The sequence below is a fragment of the Halobacillus sp. BBL2006 genome (assembly GCF_000786645.1).
Taxonomy (GTDB): domain Bacteria; phylum Bacillota; class Bacilli; order Bacillales; family Halobacillaceae; genus Halobacillus.
In genome coordinates this window covers 1-6,326 of the sequence record NZ_JRNX01000431.1, presented here as the reverse complement: position 1 = coordinate 6,326, position 6,326 = coordinate 1, and the positions used below count along the sequence as shown (strand labels likewise).

Genomic DNA, 6,326 nt, shown 5'->3' with positions numbered 1-6,326 from the left:
AAGACAAGCGATGTAGTGGATGGCTTTTTATCCACGTAATCGATTGACTTATGACCTCGAGGGGCTAGGCGCTGGAGCTAGATGTAGACTCACACCGCAAAAAGTTATCCATACCTAAATATATTTATAATTTCCTAGATAGCGAAAAAATCCGCAGTCATAGACTACGGATATAATTCGTGATGATGAGGCAAATTCCCTGCCTACTTGAACAGGACTTCCAGTGCCTTCTGCATTTGACGGTCGTTTTCTTCGTTTCGGACTTCCTCCACGACTTTTTCTTCAAGTTTACCGCCTGTCTTCTCATCTACCTGTCCAGTAGCTTTCAGTCCTTCATCTGATTGGAAGGCTTCGACGGCTGATTTTGTTTCTTCACTATAATATCCATCTGTCCGGCCAGGATCATAACCCAGCCCTTCAAGCATTTCCTGGATGTTTTTAATTTTTTCGTTGTTATCATTTTGTTTCAAAGGCTCTTTAATTTCTACCGGGTTCGTATAGAAGTACTCAGGCTGCTTCACTTTAACGGTTGGTTCGATTCCTTTTTCATGAATCCAATTGCCTTCAGGTGTCAACCATTTGAACAACGTCAACTTAATTGTACTTCCATCCCCCATTGGAATTGCCTGTTGAACCGTTCCTTTTCCGAAACTCTTCGTACCTACAAGGTCATATCCACCTGCTTCATTCATGGCTCCTGCCAGAATTTCAGAAGCAGAGGCGCTTCCTTCATCCATCAGAACTGTAATTGGATAGTCTTTCTTCTCTTTACGGTTTGAGAAGTAACGGGATTTTTCACCTTTACGGTCTTCTACTTGAACGATCGGCTTGTCATCCGGAATGAATTCCTTCAAGATTTCCTGAACGTCAGTAAACAGACCACCCGGATTTCCCCTGACATCAATGACGAGTCCTTCCATTCCATCTCCTTCCAGCTTTTGCAAAGCTTTATGAAATTCGTCTGATGTTTTTTCAGAGAAAGAAGTAATTTCAATAACCCCTACTTTTTTACCGTCTACTTCCTTCGTATCCGTATAAACGGTTTCAAGCGGGATATCATCACGGACAATATCAATATTTAATGGATCGCTAACGCCAGGACGATCCACTTCCAAGGTTACTTCTGTCCCTTTTTCTCCGCGAATCTTCAAGACAGCTTCATATAAATCAAGGCCTTCGACACTGTCGCCATTGACTTTAAGAATTTGATCATTTGGCTTCAAGCCAGCCTTTTCTGCTGGTGAACCTTTAATCGGGGCGACGATCGTAACTTTATCGTTGACCATGCTGACCTCTGCACCAATTCCCTCAAAAGACGATTCAATCGACTGATTGAACTGCTTCATGGTTTCTTGATCCATATATACACTGTATGGGTCTTCAAGCGTGTCCAGCATTCCTTGGATCGCGCCTTCTACCAACTGCTTTTGGTCTACTTCTTTCACGTAGTTCTCTTTAATGACACTATAAGCCTGTGCCACTTTTTCTAAATCACCGTTAGCGGCCATATCTTCAATGACCTTCTTCTGCTCTTCTTCTGATAGGCTTCCAAAATTCTCTGCATCCTTACTAGCTAACTTCTCGGATTGTGACTGATCCCCATCGTCATTTGCGAAGTACTCTATGCCTATGTAAGAGCCTCCCGCCCCTAATAGGACCGCAAGCGCCATTAACAGCGCTATGAAACGCGGTTTTATATTCATCGCATTCACCCTTCTATGTTTAATTTCTTTATTGCTTCTATACTAGCAAATAAGCGCCTTCATCGTAAATGTGCGTTTATTACTGATATATGGTATGCCACAAAATGGAATAGCATGTCCACATCATTATAGTATTTTTTCTATTAAAGCAAAACCCTATCAGTAAATAAAAGTATGCGGAAGCTTGTCCAAATAAAACTGGTCCTAGTAAAAAAGCTGCCTCTATCCAAGAGACAGCTTTACTCATTTAATAATCGTAGCCGTATTCACCTTTGTTTTCATCACGAACAACCATACCGTCTTCAATCGCGATCACTCGCCTGCGGATCGTGTTCACGATCTCCTGGCTGTGTGTCGCCATTAAAATCGTTGTTCCTCCGGCGTTGATTTCATCCAGGATGTGCATGATTTCCCACGAAGTATCTGGATCTAGATTCCCTGTCGGCTCATCAGCGATCAAAATCTTCGGATGATTCACGATTGCCCGGGCAATGGAAACCCTTTGCTGCTCTCCGCCTGAAAGTTCATCTGGAATAAAGCGAGCTTTGTTCTTCAAGCGCACTTGATCCAGAACATCCATGACGCGGCGACGGATGTTGGACGGATTTTCTTCAATGACTTCCAGTGCAAAAGCTACATTTTCATAAACTGTTAATGTTGGCAGCAGACGGAAATCCTGATAAACAACACCGATTTGGCGACGAAGCTTCGGCACCCGGCGTTCTTTCATTGTTAATGTATCTGTTTCAATGACTCTTACCGAACCTTTTGTCGGTTTCTCTTCACGATAAATTAGTTTTGTGAATGTCGATTTCCCGGCGCCACTTGGCCCGACGATATAAACGAATTCTCCTTGATCGATTTTCACATCCAGACCATTCAAAGCGGTTACGCCATTCGGGTAGGTCTTATAAACTCCTTGCATATCTATCATATGTTGATCACCTTAGTTTCAGATTTGTTAAACGCTTTATTGCAAACAACTTCATTATAACATTGATATTCGATAATTTTAGACAAAAAATATTACATTTCTTTTTCAATTCATAACTATTATTTCACCATAATAAAAAGCCTGGCTGCCTCAGCCAGACTTCCTTTGCGTATGTGATTATTTCTTCGTTGCTAGCCAACCAGCAATCAGTTCAGCATCTTCATCAGAGACTTGCCCTTGAGCCGGCATGCTTCCTTTACCATTGTGGATGATTCCCACAATGTCTTCAGCAGAATACTTGGATCCTACTTCTTGTAGAGATGGTCCCATTCCACCGCCAAGGTCGCCACCGTGACAGCTGGCACAGTTTTTCTGAAAAGCTTGTTCAGCTGCTTCTGCATCAACCGTGCCTTCTCCTGAGTCAGCGTTTTCATTCGTACCTTCATCTGTTTGTTCAGTCGCGTTGTCATCTGTTGCGCCTTCGTCTTCTCCACCGCCGCAAGCTGCTAAAACGAGGATCAGTCCTAGGAAAAGTGCGGATAATAGTTTCTTCAAATCTATATCCCCCTTCATGAGATAAGTATAGAGGTATTATAACCGACTCAAGTCGTTTTGAAACCCTCTCCGAGTACCTCTGTTGCGTTCATCGCAACAACGAAAGCCCCAGGGTCGACCATCTTCACCGTTTGTGTCAATTTCGTGAATTCATTCTGCTGAACGACACACATGACGACCCGTCGTTCTCTGTCCGTATAACCGCCTGCACCGCTTAACACGGTCACTCCACGGTCGATTTCCTGAAAAATCGCTCCTCTTACGTCATCCACATATTCTGTAATAATCATCACGTTTTTCGAAGTATTGAACCCGACTTGAACAAAGTCGATCGTACGACTCGTTGCAAACAATCCAATCAGTGCATATAGTCCCTCTTCCAAAGAAAAGACAATCGCCGATGTCAAAACGATCAAACCATCTAGCATTGCGACACTAATCCCTAACGGAAGGTGAGTAAACTTATGGAGCACTTGTGCGGCAAGATCAATACCGCCTGTCGAAGCTCGTCCACGGAATACTATTCCGAGTCCAAGCCCAACTCCCATTCCACCGAAGATCGCACCAAGAAGCGGGTCTGGTGTTGCTGGTGCCAGATCAGCTGTTAATAAAACGAACAACGGCAGCATCACCGTTCCAACAAACGATTTGATGCCGAAATTTTTCCCTAAAATAACAACACCTGTTATGAAAAGCGGAATATTCAAGATCCACTGGACAATACCGGGCTCCCATCCGAACACGCCCTTTGTAATTGTACTGATGCCCGCTACTCCGCCTGAAGCAATGTTATTCGGTAATAAAAATACGTTGAATGCTATTGCCACAAAAAAAGAGCCCAAAATAACGAGCCCGTACTCGATTATATTTTTCAGCAATGGAGGCATCGGTTCTCTTCTATACTTTTTTGCCATCATCATCATGTTGTCTTCTCTCCCTATTCCTTCGTCGATGATCCCTTTTACGAGATATAAACCGATAGGAGTATAACACTGGGCAATAAAACTGTAAATGAGAGTGAAATAACGTATTAATACGGTAAAGCAACTCGTTTACGATTACTATTCGCTTCTCCATCATGATCTATTCTGACACGCAAAAAAAGCGATGGGTGGAAAACCCATCGCTCAGCTTTAAGATTTTGGCGTCTGCTGCGTCTTTAAGATTTCTTCTAAAAGCTCCATGACATCATCGCGCATATCCTCGCGCTCCATGGCAAGAGCTAATGTTGTCTGAATAAATCCAAGCTGGTCACCGACGTCATAGCGATCACCTTCAAATTCATAGCCAAAGACAGGCTGATCAATATTCAAACGCTCAATTGCGTCAGTCAGCTGAATTTCGCCGCCTGCTCCTGTCTCCTGCGTACCAAGAAGGTCCATGATCTCAGGAGTGAACACATAACGACCAATGATCGCAAGGTTAGAAGGTGCCTCCTCGACCGGCGGCTTTTCAACAAAATGTTCGACCTCATAACGGCGTCCCTGCTGGTCCTTCGGTGCAATGATCCCGTATTTATTCGTATCTTCTTCAGGTACCTGTTTCACACCGATGACAGACGAATGAGTTTCTTCGTATTGATTCATCAGCTGCTTCAAACATGGCTCATCGGAACGGACGATATCATCCCCGAGTAAGACTGCAAAAGGCTCGTCCCCAATAAATTTGCGTGCACACCATACCGCATGTCCAAGTCCTCTTGGCTCTTTTTGACGAATATAGTGAATATCAACCTTGGCTGACTGCTTTACCTCGTCGAGGAGATCGAATTTCCCTTTTTTATACAGGTTATCCTCAAGTTCAAACGCGTGATCGAAATGATCCTCAATCGCCCGTTTACCTTTCCCAGTGACGATGATGATATCTTCAATCCCTGATTCAATCGCTTCTTCTACAATGTATTGAATCGTCGGTTTATCAACGATTGGAAGCATTTCTTTCGGCATCGCTTTCGTCGCTGGTAGAAAACGTGTCCCCAACCCAGCCGCAGGTATGATTGCCTTCTTTACTTTCATCTTCTCCACCGCCTTCGTATGTATGTAACTTCATCATAGCAAAAATAATTGGAAATGGATAGAAAGAAGGTAGGGAAAATAGACGTTTCTATCTATCTGAAAAATTGTTCACCTAGGTAAATCAGTTCTTCATTTACTAAGCCAAAAGGTCTTTTTATCCATTTTCGTACAATGGAATATTATGTTATAATTTCAGTGATCACGAAAAGCATTCCTCTTGTCTTTCGTGATTGCCATTGTTCATTACATAAGCCCCGTAAGAGACTATCTCTTACGGGGCTTTACTTTTCCTCGGAAAATTCTTGGCTAGTTTTCCCCAAACTTTGACTCCATATCCCAAGAGGTTCCATTGATTCCGACTTTCTCAAATCCATATCGTTCATACAATCGGCGAGCGGGGTTGCCAGGGTCCACACTTAACGAAATCGACTCGTATCCCTCACTTCTCACCTTTTCCATCATTTTGCTCAAGAGTAACGTCCCTATGCCATCCCCTCTATATTCTGGCGAAACGGCCATACAGCTAAGTACAGGGGTATGTTCATTGATGTAACCATAGGTTTGGTTCCTGTCATCAAAGAGCCGCGTCCATACAGCACCAACCGGCTTATCTTCATCTATCGCGATAAAAGCGATATCTCCATCTCTTCCCCATCCGTTCAAATACTTGGCGATCTCAGGTCTTTCTATAATATTTCTCGACGGTCTTTCTTGTCCTTCCGGAACATAAATTGCCTGATAGAGCATTTCTCTTAGAAATTCCATATCTTCTTTTGTTCCCGGTCTAATCTTATACTGTGTCAATCGAATTCCTCTTTTCTCTTGTATTGATCTCTTAATGATTTCTATAGAAAAGATAAAATCCCTTTAGAAGAGAAAGCTGTTTTATGGATTTATAACAAAAGGATTATAAGAGTTATTCATCAAACGTGCAGTTATCTGGAACACCCGATTTCGAGATAACTTGGTCCGTTGATATGAAAGAGTCAGGGGTGGCTGGGAAACAACTCGCTTTCCTGCGGAGGAACTGGCAAGCCTCCACCTCAGTCGTTTCACTCCCTGTGGGGTCACGCCTAGCTCCTTCTCCTTTTTGTTATCTAGTTCCAGTGCCTAGCGGCT

6 protein-coding genes are annotated in these 6,326 nt (G+C 43.2%); all 6 read right to left on the bottom strand.

All coding sequences use genetic code 11. The annotated features are described in order from the left end of the window. Positions 1–203: 203 nt before the first annotated feature. Positions 204–1,703, bottom strand: a complete 1,500-nt coding sequence (locus tag LD39_RS12950) for a S41 family peptidase (protein WP_035547450.1) — start codon at positions 1,701–1,703, stop codon at positions 204–206. Between the two features lie 247 nt (positions 1,704–1,950). Beyond that, complete coding sequence (ftsE, locus tag LD39_RS12945; RefSeq protein WP_035547447.1) at positions 1,951–2,637, bottom strand: cell division ATP-binding protein FtsE; 687 nt, start codon at positions 2,635–2,637, stop codon at positions 1,951–1,953. Positions 2,638–2,814: 177 nt separating this feature from the next. Further along, positions 2,815–3,192, bottom strand: a complete 378-nt coding sequence (cccB, locus tag LD39_RS12940; protein ID WP_035547445.1) for a cytochrome c551 — start codon at positions 3,190–3,192, stop codon at positions 2,815–2,817. 47 nt (positions 3,193–3,239) lie between these two features. Further along, positions 3,240–4,079 carry a YitT family protein gene (locus LD39_RS12935; protein ID WP_369793241.1) on the bottom strand — a complete coding sequence of 280 codons (840 nt, stop codon included), beginning with the start codon at positions 4,077–4,079 and terminating at the stop codon, positions 3,240–3,242. 246 nt (positions 4,080–4,325) lie between these two features. Further along, complete coding sequence (gene galU, locus LD39_RS12930) at positions 4,326–5,207, bottom strand: UTP--glucose-1-phosphate uridylyltransferase GalU (RefSeq protein ID WP_035547442.1); 882 nt, start codon at positions 5,205–5,207, stop codon at positions 4,326–4,328. 306 nt (positions 5,208–5,513) lie between these two features. Further along, positions 5,514–6,011, bottom strand: coding sequence for a GNAT family N-acetyltransferase (locus LD39_RS12925; protein WP_035547439.1), 498 nt, complete (start codon positions 6,009–6,011; stop codon positions 5,514–5,516). Positions 6,012–6,326: the final 315 nt, after the last annotated feature.